The organism is Emticicia oligotrophica DSM 17448 (assembly GCF_000263195.1).
In the GTDB taxonomy this organism is placed as follows: Bacteria; Bacteroidota; Bacteroidia; order Cytophagales; family Spirosomataceae; genus Emticicia; species Emticicia oligotrophica.
This window is the reverse complement of record NC_018748.1, coordinates 2,083,834-2,103,884: the sequence shown is the minus strand read 5'-3', so window position 1 is coordinate 2,103,884 and position 20,051 is coordinate 2,083,834. Positions and strand designations below refer to the sequence as shown.

16 protein-coding genes are annotated in these 20,051 nt (G+C 31.7%); 2 read left to right on the top strand and 14 right to left on the bottom strand.

The window, feature by feature from the left end; all coding sequences use genetic code 11:
• Positions 1–35 precede the first annotated feature (35 nt).
• From EMTOL_RS08685 to EMTOL_RS08620, 14 genes are all read right to left on the bottom strand, one after another.
• Positions 36–1,151, bottom strand: a complete 1,116-nt coding sequence (locus tag EMTOL_RS08685; RefSeq protein ID WP_015028908.1) for a DegT/DnrJ/EryC1/StrS family aminotransferase — start codon at positions 1,149–1,151, stop codon at positions 36–38.
• The gene (locus tag EMTOL_RS08680; protein ID WP_015028907.1) at positions 1,152–1,733 is read right to left on the bottom strand and encodes an acetyltransferase; all 582 of its coding nucleotides are present in this window, start codon (positions 1,731–1,733) and stop codon (positions 1,152–1,154) included.
• 3 nt (positions 1,734–1,736) lie between these two features.
• Positions 1,737–2,336 carry a sugar transferase gene (locus EMTOL_RS08675; RefSeq protein ID WP_015028906.1) on the bottom strand — a complete coding sequence of 200 codons (600 nt, stop codon included), beginning with the start codon at positions 2,334–2,336 and terminating at the stop codon, positions 1,737–1,739.
• Positions 2,336–3,589 (bottom strand): glycosyltransferase, encoded by a 1,254-nt coding sequence (locus EMTOL_RS08670; protein ID WP_015028905.1) that lies wholly within the window; start codon positions 3,587–3,589, stop codon positions 2,336–2,338. The genes EMTOL_RS08675 and EMTOL_RS08670 overlap by 1 nt, the downstream gene beginning before the upstream one ends.
• Positions 3,586–4,800 carry a hypothetical protein gene (locus tag EMTOL_RS08665; RefSeq protein ID WP_305953205.1) on the bottom strand — a complete coding sequence of 405 codons (1,215 nt, stop codon included), beginning with the start codon at positions 4,798–4,800 and terminating at the stop codon, positions 3,586–3,588. The genes EMTOL_RS08670 and EMTOL_RS08665 overlap by 4 nt, the downstream gene beginning before the upstream one ends.
• Before the next feature lie 102 nt (positions 4,801–4,902).
• Entirely contained in the window at positions 4,903–6,405 is a 1,503-nt protein-coding gene (locus EMTOL_RS08660; protein ID WP_015028903.1) for a lipid II flippase MurJ, read from the bottom strand.
• A 20-nt stretch (positions 6,406–6,425) separates the two neighbouring features.
• A complete protein-coding gene (locus EMTOL_RS08655; RefSeq protein ID WP_015028902.1) occupies positions 6,426–7,259 on the bottom strand; it encodes a hypothetical protein in 834 nt (277 codons plus the stop codon).
• Between the two features lie 11 nt (positions 7,260–7,270).
• Entirely contained in the window at positions 7,271–8,191 is a 921-nt protein-coding gene (locus tag EMTOL_RS21740) for a hypothetical protein (RefSeq protein ID WP_052315359.1), read from the bottom strand.
• Between the two features lie 226 nt (positions 8,192–8,417).
• Positions 8,418–9,476: a glycosyltransferase family 9 protein gene (locus EMTOL_RS08645; protein WP_015028900.1), complete on the bottom strand. Its 1,059-nt coding sequence runs from the start codon at positions 9,474–9,476 to the stop codon at positions 8,418–8,420.
• A 2-nt stretch (positions 9,477–9,478) separates the two neighbouring features.
• On the bottom strand, positions 9,479–10,285 hold the full coding sequence (locus tag EMTOL_RS08640) for an FkbM family methyltransferase (RefSeq protein ID WP_015028899.1): 807 nt from the start codon (positions 10,283–10,285) through the stop codon (positions 9,479–9,481).
• Between the two features lie 208 nt (positions 10,286–10,493).
• The gene (locus EMTOL_RS08635; protein WP_015028898.1) at positions 10,494–11,327 is read right to left on the bottom strand and encodes a sulfotransferase family protein; all 834 of its coding nucleotides are present in this window, start codon (positions 11,325–11,327) and stop codon (positions 10,494–10,496) included.
• A 925-nt stretch (positions 11,328–12,252) separates the two neighbouring features.
• Positions 12,253–13,128, bottom strand: coding sequence for an adenylyl-sulfate kinase (cysC, locus tag EMTOL_RS08630; protein ID WP_015028897.1), 876 nt, complete (start codon positions 13,126–13,128; stop codon positions 12,253–12,255).
• A gap of 200 nt (positions 13,129–13,328) precedes the next feature.
• Positions 13,329–14,354, bottom strand: a complete 1,026-nt coding sequence (ruvB, locus tag EMTOL_RS08625) for a Holliday junction branch migration DNA helicase RuvB (protein WP_015028895.1) — start codon at positions 14,352–14,354, stop codon at positions 13,329–13,331.
• A 53-nt stretch (positions 14,355–14,407) separates the two neighbouring features.
• The gene (locus tag EMTOL_RS08620; RefSeq protein WP_015028894.1) at positions 14,408–17,107 is read right to left on the bottom strand and encodes a PKD domain-containing protein; all 2,700 of its coding nucleotides are present in this window, start codon (positions 17,105–17,107) and stop codon (positions 14,408–14,410) included.
• Positions 17,108–17,397: 290 nt separating this feature from the next.
• Between EMTOL_RS08620 and EMTOL_RS08615 the strand changes: the two genes are divergently transcribed.
• Both EMTOL_RS08615 and EMTOL_RS08610 read left to right on the top strand, forming a co-directional pair.
• Positions 17,398–18,465, top strand: a complete 1,068-nt coding sequence (locus EMTOL_RS08615) for a PorP/SprF family type IX secretion system membrane protein (RefSeq protein WP_015028893.1) — start codon at positions 17,398–17,400, stop codon at positions 18,463–18,465.
• 113 nt (positions 18,466–18,578) lie between these two features.
• Positions 18,579–20,033, top strand: a complete 1,455-nt coding sequence (locus tag EMTOL_RS08610) for an APC family permease (RefSeq protein ID WP_015028892.1) — start codon at positions 18,579–18,581, stop codon at positions 20,031–20,033.
• Positions 20,034–20,051 lie beyond the last annotated feature (18 nt).

Sequence of the window (20,051 nt, the reverse complement as noted above, 5' to 3'; positions counted from 1 at the left end):
TTTTATAGATACAAAACCCTTTCCATAAATTTTATTTAATGGTAAATTATTTTTTTTATTACTTCTACTATTCTCTCTAATTCTTCCACTATTAAATTTGACCCTGAAGGTAAGCATAAACCTGTATTAAAAAGGTTCTCTGAAACACCATTTACGTAATTTGGGGTTTGATAAAAAACGGGTTGTAAATGCATTGGTTTCCATAATGGTCGAGACTCAATATTCTCCTTTATCAAACCCATTCTTACTTGCTCCCTTACTTCAAAACTTTCAAATAGTACACAACTCAACCATCGATTAGAGAAAAAACCTTTCGGTTCTTGCAAAAAGAAAATTTTATATTCTTTCAAACTTTCTTGATAATAATAATAATTACGTCTTCTCTGTGCAATTCTTTCTTGAAGCACTTCTAATTGACCCCTTCCTACACCCGCACATAGGTTACTCATCCTATAATTATATCCAATTTGTGAGTGTTGATAATGTGGAGCATCATCTCTGGCTTGGGTTGCTAAAAATTTTGCATAATCAACATACTCTTTCGAATCTGATACCAATGCCCCTCCTCCGGATGTAGTAATGATTTTATTTCCATTGAAGGAAAAAACGCCAAAATGCCCATAGGTACCTAATTTTTTATCATTTATCGATGAACCTAATGCTTCGGCTGCATCTTCAATCAGGACAATACCAAATTCATCACAAATCCTTTTTATTTCTATAATTTGTGATGGCATTCCGTAAAGATGAACGGCAATTAATGCTTTAGGGTAAATTTTCTTTTTATGACAATCAGCAATTGCATCCCTCAATAATACTGGACAAATATTCCATGTTTCTCTTTCACTATCTATAAAAATAGGTATAGCACCTTGATATAATACTGGGTTAGCTGAAGCTGAAAATGTAAAAGATTGACATAAAACATAATCATTCTGCTGTACACCAGCTAATATCAAAGCAAGATGTATTGCCGCAGTACCGCTACTCAATGCTGCAACACTTGATATAGACAGGTATTTAGCCATTTCTCTTTCAAAACCATCAACGTTAGGGCCTAAAGGAGCAATCCAGTTTGTATCAAATGCCTCTTGAACATATTTTTGCTCATTTCCACCCATATGAGGTGACGATAGCCAAATTTTCTTCATTTACTTCGATGGATTTCCTTTTACTGTTAAATTATTACTTATATTTCTAACTACTACTGAGCCTGCACCAATTATACAATTCTCACCTATTTCTACATTTGGTAATATTACTGCACCTGCACCTATTAATGTCCCGTCTCCAACCTTAACTCCTCCGCATAAAGTAGCATTTGGGGCAATATGTACAAAGTCTCCTACAATACAATCATGATCAACACTTGATTTAGTATTGATAATTACGTGTTTGCCTATCTTTACAGAGGGTTGCAAAATTGCATTTTGAAATATGACAGTCCCTTCTCCAATTTCAGTATACTTTGAAATAAGTGCAGATGGATGGAAACAAACCCCAAATTTATGAGTTATTTTTTTTACAATCGCCCTTCTAATCATATTATCTCCAATAGCAACTATGATACTATCATTCATAAATAAATGGCTTTCATAAGTTCCAATCACTTCAAAATCAAGTATTTTTTTTATTGAAATATTATCATCAAAAATTCCACTTACCTTTGTATGTGTGGCATTAAGTGCCTCCAGTATCACCTTGGCATGTCCACTAGCTCCATAAAGTAACATAACTTATAAATTACCTTTAAATTTTTCCATTGTTACTGAACCATCAGAAGAAATACCTTCAGACTTTACAACTTTAATAATTGTGTATAATAATATTTTAACATCTAATAATAGAGATATATTTTCTACATACCACACATCCAATTGAAATTTTTGCTGCCACGTTAGGGTATTTCTCCCATTTACTTGTGCCCAACCTGTAATTCCTGGCTTAACATTGTGCCGTTTTTTTTGAAAATTATCATATAATGGCAAATATTCAACTAGTAAAGGTCGAGGACCTATTAAACTCATTTCTCCCTTTAATACATTAAATAATTGAGGGATCTCATCTAACGAGCTTTTACGAATAAATCTTCCTACAGGTGTTAATCTTTTTTCATCTGACAACAATTCACCACTTTCATCTCGTTTATCGTTCATAGTCTTGAATTTCCAAATTGTAAATACCTTTTCGTTTAACCCTACTCGTTTTTGAAAATAGAATGGAAATTCTCCATTAACAAAAATCAAAGCAATAATGACGAAAAACAATGGAGAAAGAATAATGATAAGAAAAAAAGCAATAATAAAATCAACAACATTCTTTAGAAAAAAATACATCAAGCTAATAATTTATTAGTAAAACTCACTATTTTTCGATATTGAACATTCTCATCAAATAAACGCCCTAGTAAAAGTGCATTTTCTTTCATTTTTTCCAAACTTTGAATGTCCGCAATTAATACAAATACTGCTTCACTCATCGAACTTGGGTCACCTGCCAAATATTGAACACCAACCTTTTCTTTTTTTACAATTTCTCCTAAATGCCTTTGAAGTGAATTGATGATAGGGAGACCAAAAGCAAAATAATCATACACTTTTATTGGCATAGAAACAGTAGATTTACTCAAATATGTTGAAAATCCAAAATCGCAATATGCTAAAATATGATACAAATCTAATGTAGGTACACTTCCTATAAATTTAACATTATACAATTCATATTCATCTATTTTATTTAAAATGTATCCTTGCAATGGTCCACTTCCTGCAATAATAATATCAAGATTTGGTGTTTTAATTTTTAAAATATTGGCCGCTTCAATCAAACAATTAATATCATAATTACTGCCCAAAGTTCCCGCATAAATACCCCATAATCTTGTCTCTTCTTTAACATTTAAGTACTTACTAACAATTCGGTTATCAGGTTGTTTTCTTATCTTTTCAATCTCATCATAATCTACCCCCCAAAAAATTACTTCTGATGGAGCCTTTTTATTATTTTTATTTATCTGCAAATAATCAGGAGCAACGGCAACAAATCCATTGGCTATTTTATGATAGTTTGAACGAACTTTATAAAGCGGAGCAAAAATTAGTTTTGAAAAAGAGCGAAAAAAGCTTGGAACAAATAGTTCAAATAGTTCTGGCCACAAATCAATGATATCAAATATTATTTTAGTGTCTTTGTTTATAATTTTACTTTTAATAAATGGAAATATAAATAAAGAGGGGTCTTTTAAAATAACTAAATCCGGTATTATAAAATTTTCAGCAGCAAGCTTTAAATTCTTAGAAAAATAGTATTCATATAATATTCTTTTTAATGAAATATGTTCATTGTATTCTGATGCTACTATCACTACGTAGCTAATCTTTTTGTATGAAGTAGGTACAATCCGAAATTTTTCATCTCCTTCTAGTTCAATAATATTCTTTTTGTCTTTATGTGAAAAATTAGAAATCCATATCAAAATATTATAACCTGCATTCGATAAATGCTCTGCCATACTAAAATAGCGACCTTTCCTCCAATTTTTATTAGGTAATTCAGAATATGGGTCAATTATCCAGATAGTTTTATTCATAATTTGGGTCGTAAACCAGAAATAAGATATATAAAGAAAATTGCGGGTATAAAAAAGTAGTACAAATCCTTTACAAAATAAGATGATTGTGACCTACAACATGTAACCATTCTCTGGGCTACTATTGAAATCATAAATAGATTATAATATACATTTTGACTCAAAGTTAATTTTTTCCATAAACTAATGCCTAAAAATACTGTAATACCATTATAAATAAATCCGAAAAAGCCCATAAATAAATATCCTTCGCTAAACAAATAAAAGGCGTAGCTAGCACTTCTGGTTGAAGCACCTGGGTTAAATAAATCGGCTACTGTAGTTTGTAAATAAGGGTATCCAATCTTAATTAACGCATTGGCTGTATTTGAATAGATTACCTCCAATGGGCTTATAAAGTCATAGGCAATCGCTCCAAGCAAAATATGTGCGGGTGCATAATAATCCTGTAATAAAAACTTTTCATACAAAAGTCTATCTGGTTGTTCTGTCCTAGCCTCAGACAACAGGCTAAGTCCATACAATACAAAAAATACAAATAGTATAAGTTTTATTATTTTGTTAAAATCTATTTTTTGGGATTCTATTTTTATGTACTGATATTCGAAAATAAAAATCGAAATCATTACAGCCAATATATCTGTACGGTTTCCAACTTTTGTTGCAATAAGTAGAAAAAGAACAACTTCTGATATTGCAAAAAACATCAATATTTTATTGAATTTTTTATATTTAGAGAAATCTTCCAACTTACTTAATCTCAAGTAAATGTAAGAAATTATAATAATTGAAACTGATTGCTTAAAACATATCCCAAAGATTGTAATGGATATTCCTTTTTCACTCTGAAAATCTTCATCTGAAAAGTTACTATAGTTTAACTCATCATAATTAATTGAAAAGAAGAGTATTTGAATTAAAAGATGGAAAATTAAAATTAGTAAAAAGAAAAACCTCTTTTTATTTGTAGAGTTATTAATAACCCTATATTTACTACTCCTATTAACTTTATCGAAAAAAAAGAAAAAAACTAAAAATAAGGTAAAAAAAGACAAAATCACAAAAATCATAAACTTGGGGAATATCTCAGGTCCAAAATCTGCTTTGATAAAAGCAGATATTTCAGGGAAGTAATTATACCCAATAGCTGTAAAAATAACATATACAAAAAGAAAAAAATAGATACCGCCAAATAAAATATCTTTTTTCAAGATATACACGAAGGTAAGAAGGAATAAGCCTGATAATGTAACAATATAATATATGTTATCCATTAAAATACAACTATTTAAATTTGCTATGATAGCCTTAGATTAAAATTTTCTACTTATTTGATGCTTTATTTTATCAATTAACAACATATTTTCTTGTATTTTTAACAAAAAACTTAAACAAATATATAAAATTAATACCAACAGACTTGAAAGCATCAGTTGCAATATAATGTTGTATTCAAAGAAAAAGTAAACTCTAATAAAGCTTGTAAAAATACTAACAAGACCTATTAAGATTGTGTATTTAAATAAATCAATTAGATTCTCATGACTAAAAAATAAACTCGAATTAGTCTTGAATAAAATTCTGAGTGATGCAAATAATGTAGTAAACCAAGTGCATATATAGGCTAACCCTATACCTTTAAGCCCCCAGTAAATACTGAATATCCACGAAAACAATACATACATTACTAATGAAATTAGACCTAAAATAGCAACTTTTTTACCATTATCTACAAGCATTATTGCCCTAAAAAGTACTACGACACAAATCATTGGTATCATTCCTATTGCAAAATACGGGAGAACAGTAGAAACCCCAATTACAGAGAAATTATCAAAACTACCCCTTTGAAATAATATTTTTATGATTATTTCAGAGAAACTTGATAGTATAATACAAACAAATGTGGCGATAAAAATAGTCAATTTGATTGTTTTCAAAAGTATCAATAAAAAGGCTTTATAACCTTTATTTGTTAAAGTTTCTGATAAATAGGGTATCAAAATTACTGATGGCCCCACGATAACAATCCCACCAATTGCAATAATTATTCTCTGACAATAGCTCAAATATGATAAATTTGATACTCCTAATATTGAAGCCCAATATGAATCTACTGATTGATAAATTGTAAAACAAAGCATACCTACAACTACCAATGGTAAATGTTTAAAGAAATCCAAAACAACCTCCCAATTAAAACTCTTTAGTTTTGTAAGTACTATTCGCTTTCTAAGCAAAATAAAGTTAATTATTAATGAACCAATTGTTCCTAATAAAACTCCAGAAGCAATATTAATTGTACTATTTTGGCTATCAAAAAGCAAAACTCCAAAAATTATACCTAAATAAGGGAAACTACCAAGAATCATTGGAATATAAAATTTCTTAATTGCAATAAAAATACTTCCTAAAAAGCTTATTAAGATAGTACAAAAACAATAAATCCAAGAAAACTTTGAAACTGTCAAAAGTATTATTTCATTATATTGTGGATAAACAGTTAGTAAATAATATTTCGAACCAAAATAACCCAACAATACAATTATAATCGTACCAAACAATAAAAAAAACAATAAAGCAACCACAATTTCGTCATACTTCTCTTTGCTTTGTTGTAACAAAAAAGGAACTAATGAGTAGCTGAAACCAGCTGTAATTGTACCTGAAATAAACGTTGGAATACTTGATGCAACAATATAAGCATCTAAATCAGTAGATGAACCAAATTTATGTGCTATCAATAATTGATTAATTAGACTTAATAAACTAATTATTAATGACAAAACACTTAAGAAAAAAGATGATTTAAACATAAATGAAGTTCTACATGGATTTAGAAAAGGCGTTCTTTCACGGCTTTTAATAATAAACTGGTAGATGAGGTTAATTTATTAAATGTTTCTATCTTACGTTTGATGGTAGATATATTCAAATTATAAAACCCTCTTTTGGAAAAGTCAATTTGAATAGAATTTTGACTAAATAGTTCTGGGATTGCTGGATGCCACTTACCTTTTATTATACCTGTGTGTATATATGAGACTATCCTGTTTTTTCCAGAAAACTTATCTCTATTAATTGTTAAAAATTTATCTTTTATATTTTTTCTTGCCCTCCAAGTACCAAAAATTTCAAACATCCATCCATTTTCCTCGGGTTTCAAATATTTCAATAAAGCTTCTTTTCTCCATAGTGAAACCTGTGTGGAAGTAATATAACGAGCCGTATGCGAAACCTCCCAAATATTTGGGTCTTCTGTAGGATACAGTTTCCCAAAACTATCGGTTTCTATTAAGCCTATTCGTTTAACATCTTCATTTTCAAGCATTTTTGACGCTATATTTTGAATAAATGATGTATTCACTTCTTGGTCTAAAAAGTAATCTTCTTGAAAATATAATATTAATGGTGTCTCTATTTTCTCTACAGCCCTTATTAGGCATTCACTCCATGTCAATTTACGGTTAGTGATTTTCTCATGAACTTTAGTCGAAATAATATTGAGTGATGGATAATTAAATTCTTTGAACTCAGTGTTTAGATATATCGGATACTGACACTCTTTCCAGTTTTTCGAGAATAATAAAAAAAATGGAGACCAACAGTCTTCGAAATTATCAGAGGTATTTATAAGTATTGAAAAAGGTAATTGTGTATTTTCAAACATGTAAAAAGAATTTAATTGAGGAAATCAAGCATATAATCTACTTTTTTAGGATTACATGGTGCATCTAAATTATTTACTGGATATTTTGATTCGTCTATTTCGGGATAATTGCAATATTCTGCCTTACAAAATGTTAATTCTAAAGTATTAGGAATTGTGGAACCCTCCACTAAAACATCTGAGTTATTCCCATGTATATGTACTAAATATAAACCAATCTCTTTTAGTTTTTTGATGATATTTGTTAATTCTATATAATTATTTTTTACATCATGAAACTCGAATAGAATTACACTAATATTAGTAACAAAATTTATTAAATCATCAAATACGATATACTCATCTCCTTCAATATCTATTTTCAATACAATTGACTTTTTACTTAAAATGATATCATTTGAAAAAATTGATTGAAAATTTGTGAATTTTGAATCACAATAATTCCTTAAGCCTATCTTTCTAAAAAAAACTTTATTTTGTGCAATAAATTTATAAAATTTTATCCAATGAAAAGCACGTTCTACTGACTGTCGTAAAAGACCTTTATCCTTTACAAAATAGAATGGGTTATCCGCTAATTTAATTTCTCTTTTGATTATCGTCTCATCTTTTTTGAACACCCTTTTGATAAGTCGGACAAAATCTTCCCTAAAACCAATAAATGGGTCATACATGTATATTTCAACCGATTGATTTAGTTTTAAAAAATGCTCTTCAAAATCAATATTTGTAGACACACCAAACGATAACAAACAATCTGCATCTCTAAGAGTTTTTTCAGGCATAATATACCCCCCATCATACACACTTCCGATTCTTAATTTATCATGACAATTAAAGGGTTTTAATTGTTCGATTAAAATACTTAAATTACTCATATTATTAATTTTATATCTTATCTTTTCTTTCAGCTCAATAAATTGTTCAAACACTTAAAACCTAATGATACCTTTTTATTATTAGAATCTTATTATGATAATATGGCCAATAGTGTACTCTAAATGCGTATTTATTAAATACTTATTAAACCGAAGTGTGAATCCTTAACAGTAATAGCAATTGTAAAGAAGAACTTGAAAACTACTTTTGAATCCATATAATTTCTCAAGCAACTCTAAAACACAATTAACATTTAGTTTTGAGTTTCAACTCAATTAACTATTGATTACAAAAGTTTACATTTATTTCTTTTATTGGGACATTTGAGATCAATAGTTTCTGTAATTTGTTAAATATTATTTCTTCACTTGTTTTTAATATACAAATTGGATTATCACATTCCGCTAAATAACAAAGTTTGCATTTTGTATCGGTCCTTACAGTTATCATTTTATCTACTATTATTGGATCCCAACATCCTAGAGGATTTTTATACGTAAAAATACCTATAATTGGAAGGTTGGCTATAGCAGCTAAATGCATAGGAAAACCATCATTACCTATAAAAACTTCTGACCTTAACATTAGCTCAATTGTCTGTTTCACTGACAATGTTCCAGCAATGTTTTGTATTTTGTCGTTCTTCAAAAAATGGTTTTTAATAGTTTGATTGTATTCGTAATCATCTTTTCCTCCAATTAAAAATATATCTGGGTTGTATGTTTCAATAATTTTGTTTATCAAATTAACATATTTCTCTGAAGGCCAAATCTTCATTTTTAATTTAGAATATGGATATATTAAAAATGGCCTATTTTTATTATTTATTGAGATTGCTGGCATTCCGAATAAATCCAAACAATTATATGAAGTATTAAATTCTAAACCCAAAACTACAAAAGGATTGAGGTATTGGGATACCACTTTTCTATTTTCACTATTTTGTTTGAATATACCATATATATGCTTATTTAGTCCAAAGATGAATTTGAATGTTACATATTTCAATATCTGTCCTTTAAATGAATCATACCACATTGGAAGATAGATTAACTTCCTCTCATGTGACACCATTTTGAAAAATTTAAAGCACTTCCATAAACTTTCTAAGTATTTATGGGTATTGAATACGATCGAATTTTTCGAAAATATGTGGTCGTCACCAAAAATAGCATTTATTGGGTTTGCTCCACTATTATTTATAATTAGAAAGTAAATATTATTTTTAGTTAAGTTATTGTCACGAATTATTTGATTTATTACTGGTAAGCAGACTAGGAAATCTCCCAAAAATGCACTCCTAATGAAAATAACTTTATCGTTAAGTTTAACAGTCATGTTCACGATTTATTCAGTATTGCCAAAAAATTAGTTGTTCTAAACTGCTCAAATATTTCTTTATATTTCTCTATTTTATAACAATATCCAGTTGGTGTTATTCTGTAAACATCATAGTGGTTTTTATTCATAAATATAAAAAAATCTTTAAAGTGAGTGTGGGTATCCACATTACAGCCACCAAACTCAAAACTTATCATCTTCACATTTTGATTTTGAATCATATTAATCCCGCCTTTAAAAACGTCCATTTCGTGGCCCTCTACATCTACTTTTAATAAATCTATTACTTCTATTTTATTATTTTCACAATACTCATCTAGGGTTTTTATTTCTACTGATTCTTTTTTACTATAATCAATGCCAATAAAATCTAAATCTCTCTTGGTTAGAGAAGCTAAGCCTGATAAATAATCATCATAATAAAGTGTTAAAACACCTGTTTTTTCACCTAACCCAAAATTATTGAGAATAATACTTTTATTTTTAGGAGCATTTTTTTTTAATTCTCTAAAGGTATGTACAGAGGGCTCAAAGCAATGAACTGTAAAAGAAGAGTCATCTAATGACTTACAAGTTAACTCTAAAAATTGCCCCCTATTTGCCCCAATATCAAAAATTATAAAATTATCATGTTTTATCTTCTTCAATTTATTAAATATATCCTTTTCTCCACTATCTTGAACCCCAGTACCTGAGCCAACACCCATTAAATATGTAGTTATTTTTAACAGTAAATGAAGTATTTTTTGACCAAATTTGTTTGCGAAAATATAGTTCACCCAAAATAAGTAGTTTTTTAATACCATAAGATAAAAGATTTAGAATGCTAAATTCTTCACATGAAACCAAATATACATATTACCAAATAAAACAAACTTAAAATTAATTGATATTCGTTAGTTAAAAAATCTTAAATCAAATTAATATAATTTAACTCAACTATGATTATAAGCATTTCTATTATAAATCCCTTAATACTATAGTAACTTTCTATTAGCTTTAAATTACCTCTATTTAAAATTTACTATTACTCAAAAGTTCTAGCATCTGCTTTTCTACAAGTTTAGCTTCATTGACTATCTTTGATTCTAATAAATAACTAAGCTCTACCTTTCTATCCATCAAAGTTTTTTCATATATACTTTTAGGGTCTACATAATTGATTTCAACTCCAACGTCTTTTAGTTTTTTGTAAATACTTTCACTGTTATCTAAAACCATTTGTGTATTAACGGGAATTATCGAATCAGTGAGTTGTTTTGTATTATACAACTTCAGTATTTCTTGGTTATTTACAATCCACTCTCTTAAATAATTATTGGCATATCTATTTTTAAATAAATTAAAATGCAGTTTGAAAACGTGATTTTTTTGGCATTTCAAATATTTTACCCTCATCAAAGAATCTACAACTTTTTGATATTCTCTGAAGCAAACAAAAATAAAGATATCTTCAGTCAAATTAAGCTCTTTCAAAGCTTGAAACCAAAGTTTTTCCCAAAGCATGGTGGTACTTGGTACCTTCCAACCCCACTGATCGTTTTGACTATTTCTTAAAACTATTATCTTTTTTGCTTCTTCCTTATCATTGGGTATAACCTTTGATGCGATATTAAATTTCACAAAAAATTTATCTATGATATTGAAAGTTCTCTTGAAAACTTTGTTGTTGAGTTTTATTATTGATTTATCTTCAAAAAAGCCCTTTTCATTCCAAATATCATCTGCCTCAAGCAAATCTTGCCCTAAAGATAAACCACATTTATATAGCCAGCTTGCTAAAAATGAAGTACCCGACCTGGCCATTCCCAATATTATAATTATTTTCTTTTTTTTCAATGAAACCATTTTTTTATATAAAAACACAAAATTAATAATTAGATTAAGCCTTCTCAATCTCTTATATTAACTCAAACCAATAATAGTATTTTAATAAATTTACCCAATAACATTAACAATCTATCTTTAAAAGTAAAATTACTGATACTTTATTTTAAAGTATATTTTTTATGGATTCAGACATTATCAAAAATGTTTTAGGGTTAGGGTTCTATTAACTTTTATCTTCTTTCTATTAAAATTCATAATTTATTGAATTTCCCTTTATTACCTAAACATGTAAAAGATTATAAATTAGTATATCTTTTATGTACTTTTGACTTAAAAGTTTTATTTGGCTTATTTGTTCCTTAGCATAATTGTAGACAAATAACCAAATATTTGCATTGCTTACCGAAACGCCTTGATACTTTAAAACAATATTCAAGAATTTCTTCAAAATCCCCATTAGTAAAGAAGCAACTTGGTTATCTTAAATATTCGCAAATTTTGTTATTAATAAAGCCTTTTATCTCCACCATATTTTATTATTACTTTTAATTTTGTTCCATAATTAAATATTAGCTTACACACTTTTGTTTTTCAATATTGGAGAGAAAATTGTTATTTTTGTAATATCTTACTGCTTCATATATTCATAATACTTAATATCAAAGTCTTTCGATCTTACTTATTTCTTAAAATTAAAAAGACACTTTGCCATTTGGTGAAATTTTTCAGCTACACAGGCTTTTAAAAGCTTGCCAATATTAAATTATTAATTCTCCAAATTTTACAAAAGTAAGGTTTTAGTTATATATTTACTTAAATTAAAAGTAATTCTACAAGTCACCTTTGAAGGTCTAGCAAATTGTTTTAACTTATCTTTTTAGGGTTATTTTCTTATGGAAAAGTTTTTTTCTTTTATTATATATTCTATTTTAAAGGGCTTTCCTTATTTGTGAAAATTACTATCTGGTAAACCTGAAAAAGTACTAACTGTATTTATGAAAGAGTAAAGCTCAAAAACACAAGCATTTACATTTGTTTCTTGAGTATTTAAAATAAGTTTACTATCTATTGGCTTTTCAAATGTATTTCGTGCAGAAATCCCAGTAAAATCCTTAATTTCGCCTCTTCTTGCCTTTGCGTACAAGCCTTTCACATCTCTTCTTTCACATTCTTCTAAGGAAGCATCAATATAAATTAAATGAAAATCCTTCTCCCCGATTATTTGCTTTGCTAACTCTCTGAAAGACTCTTTGGGAGTTATTAACGAGACAATTGTAATAAAACCTGTATCAACAAAGGCCTTTGCAAGTTCGGCTGTTCTACGAATATTTTCTTTCCTATCTTCCTCTGAAAATCCTAAATCAGCATTTAAACCACTTCGTAAATTATCACCATCAAGAATTTTCACAGCATATCCATCACCAAAAAGCTTTTGTTCTAAATATCTTGCAATAGTTGTTTTACCTGCACCTGATAACCCCGTCAACCAAATAACACACCCGCTATGATTGTTTTTTTGCTCTCTCATCGAACGATTAACCAACCATTCGTCACTATTTATGATATTATTTTTAGGCTGGGCAAATGAAAAAATTTTTTTTGCCTTATTCCAATATTTTTCTGAAACTTTACTCCAAGCTCTTTCGTGTATATAAAATAGAAGTATTTTGGTAAATACTTCTACTCCTCCAATAGATAATGATTTTATTGTATCGCCTGTAATAATATAAGCAATAAATAGAGTGTCAACTGTACCTACTAACCTCCAACTTATGCCTTTTAAAAGGCTTTTGAGCCTCAATTCATTTTTTAAATGCATAATTACTGGTACTGATGTAATAAATATATAAATTCATAAAAAGCATGTGTATTAGAATGCCAAACAGACTGATAAACACCGATAGATAAATCTAATAATAGAGTATTTAGTTTCTGGAAATAACCACTCATATCATTAAACCAAATTTTACATATACATATAATGTATACGGTTCAAACAGGATTTAGTCACTGTTTAAATTAAAATAATTCTCCGAGACGGTATTTAGGCAAGATATTCAGGTGTTTGTAGGCCTTTTCTGTAGCCTCTCGACCACGAGCTGTGCGTTTTAAATAGCCCTCTTGTATTAAGAATGGTTCGTAAACTTCTTCAATGGTTTCGGCTTCTTCCCCTACTGCCGTTGCAATAGTTGATAAACCCACTGGGCCGCCTTTAAACTTTTCTATGATTGTTTGCAAAATTCTGTTATCCATTTCGTCGAGCCCATCTTGGTCTACATCGAGGGCAGTCAATGCCATTTGTGCAATTTCAACGGTTATTTTACCATTACCTTTTACTTGGGCAAAATCTCTTGTACGACGAAGGAGATTATTCGCAATACGGGGTGTTCCGCGGCTTCTACGAGCTATTTCGTAAGCTCCATCATCATTAATAGGTGTGTTGAGTATAAAAGCCGAACGCTTAACGATTTTAGTTAATAATTCTGCATCATAATACTCCAAGCGTGAGTTAATGCCAAACCTTGCCCGAAGTGGCGAGGTAAGAAGCCCAGAACGGGTTGTAGCTCCTATTAAAGTAAATGGATTGAGGCCTATTTGTACACTCCGAGCATTGGGGCCAGAATCGAGCATGATATCTATTCTGTAATCCTCCATTGCAGAGTATAAATATTCTTCCACAATGGGGTTTAAGCGATGTATCTCATCAATAAATAATACATCAAAAGGCTCTAAATTAGTAAGTAAACCTGCCAAATCACTTGGCTTATCTAAAACTGGCCCCGATGTAATTTTGATGTTTGTGCCTAATTCGTTGGCAATAATATTTGATAGCGTAGTTTTTCCAAGTCCTGGGGGGCCATGAAGTAACACATGGTCGAGTGCTTCTTTTCGTTGCTTTGCAGCCAAAACGAAAACTTTTAGATTTTCAAGAATTTTATCTTGTCCCGTAAAATCATCAAAAGAAAGAGGTCTTAAAGCCTTTTCTATCTCCTTTTCTACGGGAGAGAGTCCATCGCCGTCGCCTTTTATGTAGTCTTGTCGCATGAAATTGAGGAAAGATTTTTCAAATAATGCCCAAATATAAAAACTTTGGGCGATTAATTCACCAAAAAGATTCCCCCTCTTTTGGTTATCTTTTCACGATTGGGAAAGTAAGAGCTCTTATAACTTACCACGTAGGCATACATCATTGGAGCCATAACTTCGCCTTTATAGCTGCCATCCCATCTATTATCAGGGTCACTAGACTCAAATATTATTTCCCCCCAACGATTATAAATCCGTAAATCAAAGTCTTTAATGTAAGCATGAGGTATATCAAGGACATCATTAATATAATCATTATTTACAGTAAATATTTCAGGAACAAATAATCGGGGCTCACATCCTTCTTTTACCTCAACATTATCTGTGGCTAAACAGGTGGTTGCATTTGCAAAAACATTAGTAACTTTTACGCTAACAATTCCTGCAGCATTAACTTCAATTGTTGGTGTTGTACGGCTTTCATAGTTCCATAGATACTTAGGATTATCTAAGTTTTGCCCCTTGGGGTCAAGTGTTATTTTTTCTCCATCAGGAATACAGACAAAAGTTTCATCTGGTAGGTTTAGTTCTGGTGTAGGCTTGATATAAATTTCATCATTTACTATAAAATCCTTACATTTCTCTTTTAATGCATTTCCCAATAAATTGTTTAACAAGGGGATATTTATATTCTGACTTACTACTGTCTCAGAATAAACAGTTAACATCAGTTTGATTTTATATTTTCCAGGCTTGGTATAAATATGTGAAGTTGTTAAACCAGTGCCTGTAGTTCCATCGCCAAAATCCCAAGTTGCCTCGGCCTTCATTGGACTACACACACCCTCGGTTTTAAATATAGTTGGTTGATTCTGGCAATTCCCTTCATAAGTTGCCCCTAAACCTTCTCCTTCTTGATTTTGTTTTGCTTGAATAACATTCGGGAACCCCCAGCCACTTGTACCTAACAAGTCGGCACCAGAACCACCAGTAATAGGTTGATATCCAACAACACTTGCATTACCTAATTCGTTTGGAAGTTGAATGTAAGGTATATACCTACTACCTTCTATAGCCATGTAGATAGATTTATTACCTGGCCCATTTACAGGCCCACTTTGCAAAGCCCCGAATGATAGAATAGCAGATTCATCTATTTTTATTTTTTTATTGGTTATTTCTTTGGGGTCATTCAGAATTAAGTTAAGCTGATACAAGTATGATGTTTCTCCTTTAGTTGGGTCTCCTTTTAGAGTTACATATAGTTTTTTTTCATCATCTGAAAACTCTACTCCATATACATTGGGCGGGGCTGGTATGCCCAAGTCTATCGTAAGTGGAGAACTTCCCAAACGCCCAGTCGCAGGGTTAATATCGAAAACTTCAACATAATTTTTACCCCCTTTTACCACAGCAATCGCTAGTTTCGCTCCAGTACCTGAAATTTTCATATACCCTTGCTGGCTAGTAGCATCATCGTGAACTAAACCCAAATTTTGCGTAAATTCTGTTGTTCCAGTTGACTCTACCTTCAAAATTCTAAATGTATTTGTTCCGGCATCATGTGAATAAACATAAAAACCTGTTTCATCTTGAGTCTTAATTGCTGTAATTCTTTGACTAGTCTGTAAATTAACAGGAACATTTTTCTCAATTATTGCACCTTTACCATTATTTCTACGAATATCTACTACACTATAAGACAATAACCCTGTGTTTTTATTAATAGTGTAGATATAATATAAGTGATGAGGACACTCATTACATGTATTTTTAGGAATGATTACTGCCGATTGAGTGGCGGTGTTAGTGCCATCTAGCTTTCCATCGGTTAATGACGGAATTGCTGGCACGAGGTTATTATCAGCGTCATAGACATCGATTCCGTCAGTGTAAAAAACTAAAGAGCCTTTTGGGTCATAAACCATTGCTACACCTTCAGGCGATTTTACTGGATTACTAGCAGTAGCTGGTGTGGGTACAAACACTGGTTGATTTTGCTGTGGATCTCCAAATAAAGCTCCGCTACTTGCTAAGGGGTCTCTCGGAATCGGGCTTCCAGTAATAGCCTGAAAATCTAATGTTGCTCCATCACCAAAATACCATTTTTCAGTACCGCCACCATTAGATTCTTGCAGACAAAACTTAACATTTATTTGTGCTATTCTTGAACACCCCCCAGCTGCGTCAAAAACCTCAACCGAATAACACCCTGTTTTTGTTACATTGATGGTCTGAGTAGTTTCTCCACCAGGAAACCACAAGAACTTTACTCCCGGCGGTGGTGTCTTCTGACTGTATGGGTCGAGCGTTAATGTTTTTCCATCACAAACCGTTGTCTCCCCCTTTGCTTTTCCTAAAAGTAAGGGTTGTTCTGGAGGTTCGCTTATTGTAATTTCTTTAGTAACGGGTGGCTGAACTGTTCCATTTACCGTTCGAATAAGTGTTACGGTATATTTGCCAGGTATTGAATAAAAATACTGGGGATTACGAAGATTCGATACATCAGTAGTAGAGTTAGGGTCTCCAAAATTCCACTGCCAAGCAGTTGCATCTTTATCTTCATCAAAAAATATGGTAGGTTCGCCTGTACAATCTGTGGTAGTATTTGAAGAAGAAGAACCCGATGACGCGGGCGGAGTTGTCGGAGCGGCAGAACCGATACACAACTTGCCTCCTACATAAAACTGTGCGATTGAATCGAAAGATATGTATGTAAATGTGGCAATCAGCAAAAAAATCCGAAGTGAAACACTGATACGACCTTTCATAATTCGTTAATTGTTGGGCTAATTTAATAAACACACAAATAATCAAGGTGGTTTAAATAATTAAACGACTTTTTTTGTTATTTTATTTGAATAGCTCCAATCTAAACCTCATTCAAAATATTGATACTTTATTAATTATATTACCAATTATGCTATAAAGACGTATTTTTACAAACATTCGTTACAAAAAATACGTTAAACACCATTAAATCCGTTTAATAATCACTTATTATCTATTTGGAATGAATTTTGCTAAAAATTTTCACATTGTTATGATTTTAATTTAGGCAATGAAAAAACTCTATTGGGGAATTATCCTTCTGTCTTTTGTGTACTGGAATTGTATTGCTCAAGACGCTCAGTTTTCACAGTTTTATGCAGCACCGATGTATCAGAACCCTGCATTTGCGGGTAGTGCCTATGCACCGCGTCTGATTGCCAATTATCGTAACCAATGGCCATCAATCAATGCTAACTTTGTGACATCTGCTTTCTCTGTTGACCACTACCTTGAGAAAGTAAATAGTGGCATTGGAATGATGGTTGTGAATGACTCTCAAGGGCCTGGTAGATTAAAAAGTACAGAAGTTAGTGGTCTTTATTCATACCAAATTCAAGTAAGTGAAGAAAATTTTTTACGCTTAGGAGCACAAGCTACGTATTCGAATAAAAGCTTAGATTACTTAGGGTTAACTTTTGGAGATCAATATACCAATAAAGGGTTTTCGGGAAATGCATCGACAGACCCTTTTGCAAGTGCAAACAATATCACTCCTATCAATTTTGTTGATTTCAGTGGTGGGGCTTTGTTTTACAATAGTCGCTCATGGATAGGAGTATCTATGCACCACATTAATCGTCCGACATATTCATTTTCTACTACAGCAGCTAATAGCCCAATCATAGGTTGTCCAACAGGAGATTGTCTCCCCCGTAAATTGAGCGTGAGTGGTGGTTTAAAGATTCCGCTAGAGAATCCTTATACTAATGCGGCAAACGTAGATAAAGAGTTTTCATTATCGCCAGCCTTTTTATACAAACGTCAAGGAAAGTTTGACCAACTCGATTTGGGTTTTTATGCAACCTATTCAGCCCTTACTGCGGGTTTATGGTACAGAGGTATTCCAATAAAAAAACCTAATATTACTCGTACTAACCATGATGCCATTGTTTTTCTACTTGGTTATAGGCAAGATAACTTTTCCATCGGATACAGCTATGACATAACCATATCCAGTTTAGGCTTTGCAACTGGTGGCTCACATGAGATTTCTATTGCTTATCAGTTCGACCCTTTCGAAAGAGATAACATAAGAAAAAGAAGAAATAAAAAAGAACTTTCTTGCCCCAAATTTTAATTTTGAGGAGGAATATTTCGTATTTTAAGAAAAAGGTTTGGTTTACCAAGCCTTTTTTGTTTTATATTGCGTTATATTTTCGTAAACAATATAAAAACCAACTCTAAAACCTTATGGAAAGAAGTATTTGGCGTAAAAAGCCAATGTCAGCGTTTGAGGCTGATATGAAGAAATCAGAATTGAAAAGAGTCCTAACCAAATGGGGTCTTACCTCTCTTGGTATTGGGGCAATCATTGGTGGTGGTATTTTTACGCTTACAGGTATTGCAGCCCACGACCATGCGGGGCCGGCTCTTGCAATCGCATTTATTATTGCCGCTATCGGTTGTACATTTGCCTCACTATGCTACAGTGAATTTGCCTCAATCCTACCTGTAGAAGGCTCTGCTTATGCCTACTCTTATGGCACAATTGGAGAGTTTTTTGCTTGGATTATCGGTTGGAACCTAATATTGGAATATATGATGGGAGCTACTACGGTAGCGGTGGCTTGGTCTGGCTATTTTGAAAAATTCTTACACTTATTCGGAATCGAGCTTCCTACTGTATTAATGAATGACCCTTATACTGCTGGTGAAAAACTTGGACTAAACGGCCCAACTCCAGCTTTCAATATAGCGGCATTTTTCATTACCTGGATTGTTACTACTATTCTTGTCAGAGGTATCCAAGAATCAGCTAAAACAAATAATATCATCGTAATTGTTAAACTTAGCGTTGTGATTTTCGTGATTTTAGTTGGAGCCTTCTTCGTTAAAGTTGATAACTGGCAACCATTCATTCCGGAAAGAGTAATTGATGCTGATGGTACAGGCCATTTCGGATGGAGTGGAGTAATTACTGCCGCAACAATTGTATTCTTTGCCTATATTGGTTTCGATGCCGTTTCCACGCAAGCAGGTGAAGCTATTAATCCTAGAAAAGATGTGCCGTTTGCTATTATTGCCTCATTAGTTATTTGTACAGTACTTTACATTTTGGTCTCTTTGGTATTGACAGGTATGGTAAAATACGATACGCTTGACCTCAAAGCACCAGTTGCTTCTGCATTTGCAGATGCTGGCCTTCCGTGGGCGGTATTTATCATTACTTTAGCTGCCGTAGCTGGTTTAACTTCCGTAATGCTCGTGATGATGTTAGGCCAAACACGTGTATTCTTAGGAATGGCAAAAGATGGTCTTTTACCGAATTTCTTTAAGGAAATTCACCCAAGCTTCAAAACACCTTGGAAAAGCACATTATTAGTAGGATTGGTCGTGTCAGTTGTATCAGCCTTAACACCTATTGATAAAGTTTCTGAAATGTGTTCGATGGGTACACTCTTAGCTTTTGCAATGATTTCGGGTGCGGTACTATTACTTCGCTACCAAAAACCAGATATAGAACGCCCATATAAAGCCCCTGCAGTGTGGTTTGTAGCTCCAATGGGTGTGTTATTCAATGTATTCTTAATGACACAAGTTCGTAAAGAAACATGGCATGCATTCTTAATTTGGAGTGCAATTGGTATAACTGTCTATTTCCTTTATAGTAGAAATAAAAGTAATCTGAATAAATCTGAATCTTAATATAAAGAAAAGAGGCTG